The 2,687-nt window shown below is 42.2% G+C and carries 4 tRNA genes; all 4 read left to right on the top strand.

The features are described 5' to 3' along the window. Window positions 1-1,770: 1,770 nt before the first annotated feature. The 4 genes from DWB64_RS19020 (at window position 1,771) to DWB64_RS19005 (ending at window position 2,329) form a co-directional block, all read left to right on the top strand. A tRNA-Glu gene (locus tag DWB64_RS19020) sits at window positions 1,771-1,845 on the top strand. A gap of 155 nt (window positions 1,846-2,000) precedes the next feature. After that, a tRNA-Val gene (locus DWB64_RS19015) sits at window positions 2,001-2,076 on the top strand. A 28-nt stretch (window positions 2,077-2,104) separates the two neighbouring features. Next, a tRNA-Asp gene (locus DWB64_RS19010) sits at window positions 2,105-2,181 on the top strand. A gap of 72 nt (window positions 2,182-2,253) precedes the next feature. After that, window positions 2,254-2,329, top strand: a tRNA-Thr gene (locus tag DWB64_RS19005). The last annotated feature ends 358 nt before the right edge of the window (window positions 2,330-2,687 follow it).

Raw genomic sequence — 2,687 nt, 5'->3', positions numbered from 1 at the left:
CCGTGAGCAAAAAGCGCTCACTTACGCTGGTTGCGAGTAAAAAACACTCGCAAGGATAAGACGTTGCTTATTTGAAAAAGACATTAGTTGATCTAATGTCTTTTTTCGTTTTTGTTGAAGAGTTGGATGTATCACTAGTGAAGAGATTAGAGAGACCTTATCTGGGGTCGGGCTCCGTGAACTCTGCCCGTGAATGAAATACAATTCACTTACGCAGTCTACGAATAAAAAGCATTCGTAGCACGATTCACTTACAGCCCCCACGAGCAGAGCACGCTCGTGGCTCGTTCCCATCTCGAACACGGAAGTTAAGTCTCTTAGCCCTGCGAGTGTATTATGCTCGCAGTACCGGAAAACGGATTGCTACTATGAATTGTATTCTATTCATAGCTTGCGGAAGTGAATGGCTTTTAATTCACGGGCAAGTCCGTGGCGGTATACCGGGCAGCTGGCTGGGAAGATAGAACGTTGCCTATTTGAAATGACACATCAGTTTAACTGGTGTGTTTTTTCGTATGTACAAAAGAGAAGATAGAGACCTTATCACGGGTCGGGCTCCGTCAATAAAATACGATTGACTTACAGCCCCCACGAACAAAATTCGTTCGTGGTAATTGGACAGCAACGATCTTTTGTTCCCAGTGGCTGGTCCGTGAATAAAAAGAATTCACTTCCACCGGTTGCGAGTAAAAAACACTCGCAAGGATAGAACGTTGCCTATTTAAGAAAACACACTGGTTTATAACTGGTGTGTTTTTTCGTTTTTGTAAAATAGAATAGAGAGGTTTGTGGAATGTAGTATGTGGAATGTGGAATCCCTTGCGCGTAACGCGCGTGGGTGCTCTCGCGAAGCGTAGCTTCAAGAGTTTCCGCATTCTACTTTCCACATTCCGCAGAACTCGGTGATACTCTTATGAGACCTTACCTGGGGTTGGGCTCCGTCAATCCTGCCCGTGAATAGAAAGAATTCACTTACACAGCTACGAATAAAAGGAATTCGTAGTAAGCGCTCACTTTCGCTGGTTGCGAGTCAACTACACTCGCAAGGATAAGACGTTGCTTATTTAAAGAAGACATTAGTTGATAACTAGTGTCTTTTTTCGTTTTTGGTAGAAAAGATAAGAGAGGTTTGTGGAATGTAGTATGTGGAATGTGGAATCCCTTGCGCGTGGGTGCTCGCAAAGCGTAGCTTTAAGAGTTTCTACATTCTACGTTCCACATTCCACAGAACTCGGTGATACTCTTAAGAGACCTTATCTTGGGTCAGCCACCGTGAACCCTGCTCGTGAATAGAAAGAATTCACGTCCGCAGATACGAATAAAAGACATTCGTAGTAAACGTTCACTTACTGGCTCTACGGACAAAGTACGTTCGTAGTTAACGCTCACTTACAGCCCCACGAGCAGACTTCGCTCGTGGGGTGCGATAAATTAAATTTCTGTAATCATTAGTTTGCTCAAGATGAGATGTGCTTGCTCTATCTTATTTCGAGCATGTAGATGAATTTTAAATTAGTAGTAGAGCCGTTTAGCTGATTGAGCGGATGGCGAATTTTAACTATGATGGCTAGATGTTCTATAATCACTTGTATGATATAGTACTTAAAGAGTGACGGAGCTTTTTACTAATGCTTACAATTAGGTATTTAGTAGTGAATAAAGATTTGAAAGCATTGGAAATACTCATGTTTTTAAATAGTAAAAAAAACGCTTTAAAATGCTTGACGGATGGATCGGTATGCTGTAGTATATAACTTGTCGCTAACACATGGCCCCTTGGTCAAGCGGTCAAGACACCGCCCTTTCACGGCGGTAACAGGGGTTCGATTCCCCTAGGGGTCACCATAACAGTTTTTAATTGCAGGCATCAGGATTCGCTTTTGCGAATCCCGAGCGCCTAGTCAATAAATAAACGGTTGCTGTATAGCAAAGAGCATTTCATTCAGTTGAATGAAAAAAGCTTGACAAACTGAGTTGATTTGATATAAAATATCAGATATGGAAGATTAGCTCAGCTGGTAGAGCACTTGGTCGACATCCAAGTGGTCGCAGGTTCAAGTCCTGTATCTTCCACCAATTTAATTTTCATTTATCACTTAAATGTGGTCCGGTAGTTCAGCTGGTTAGAACGCCAGCCTGTCACGCTGGAGGTCGAGGGTTCGAATCCCTTCCGGATCGCCATTTTTTTCTGAGCGACAAGCAATTCATTGCATTCGCTTTGTGAAAACTTTATATGTATCACCTTTTAGATTTGCCGGCGTAGCTCAATTGGTAGAGCAATTGACTTGTAATCAATAGGTCGCGGGTTCGAGTCCCATCGCCGGCTCCACTTTAAACATGTGGCAACACGTGTTTTTTATTGCCCAATTACCGGATGAAAAGTTGTGTTGAAAAGTTTTCTAAAACTTTCAAAATGTGCTTGACGGATCAGATTGGCTTTGGTATAGTAATTCTTGTCGCCGAAACAAAGCGTTGATGGCGGCAAGACAATTTAATTGCGAATAAGAAAAATTCGCAGTGAATGAACCATGACAACTGAACAATGTACCCGCTTCCAATGAGCCGCCCCGTATAAACGATAGGCGAGTTGGAAAGCGACAATGGATAATTAGAGTGCAAGAAAAGCACCAAAAAAAATCACAAATAATTAACGCTAGACGTTAAACAAACTATTTTAATTAAGAGTT

It is taken from the genome of Fusibacter sp. A1, from assembly GCF_004125825.1.
Classification (GTDB): Bacteria; Bacillota; Clostridia; order Peptostreptococcales; family Acidaminobacteraceae; genus QQWI01.
Note: the sequence above shows the minus strand (reverse complement) of the source record. Positions and strands in the feature narration are given on the sequence as shown.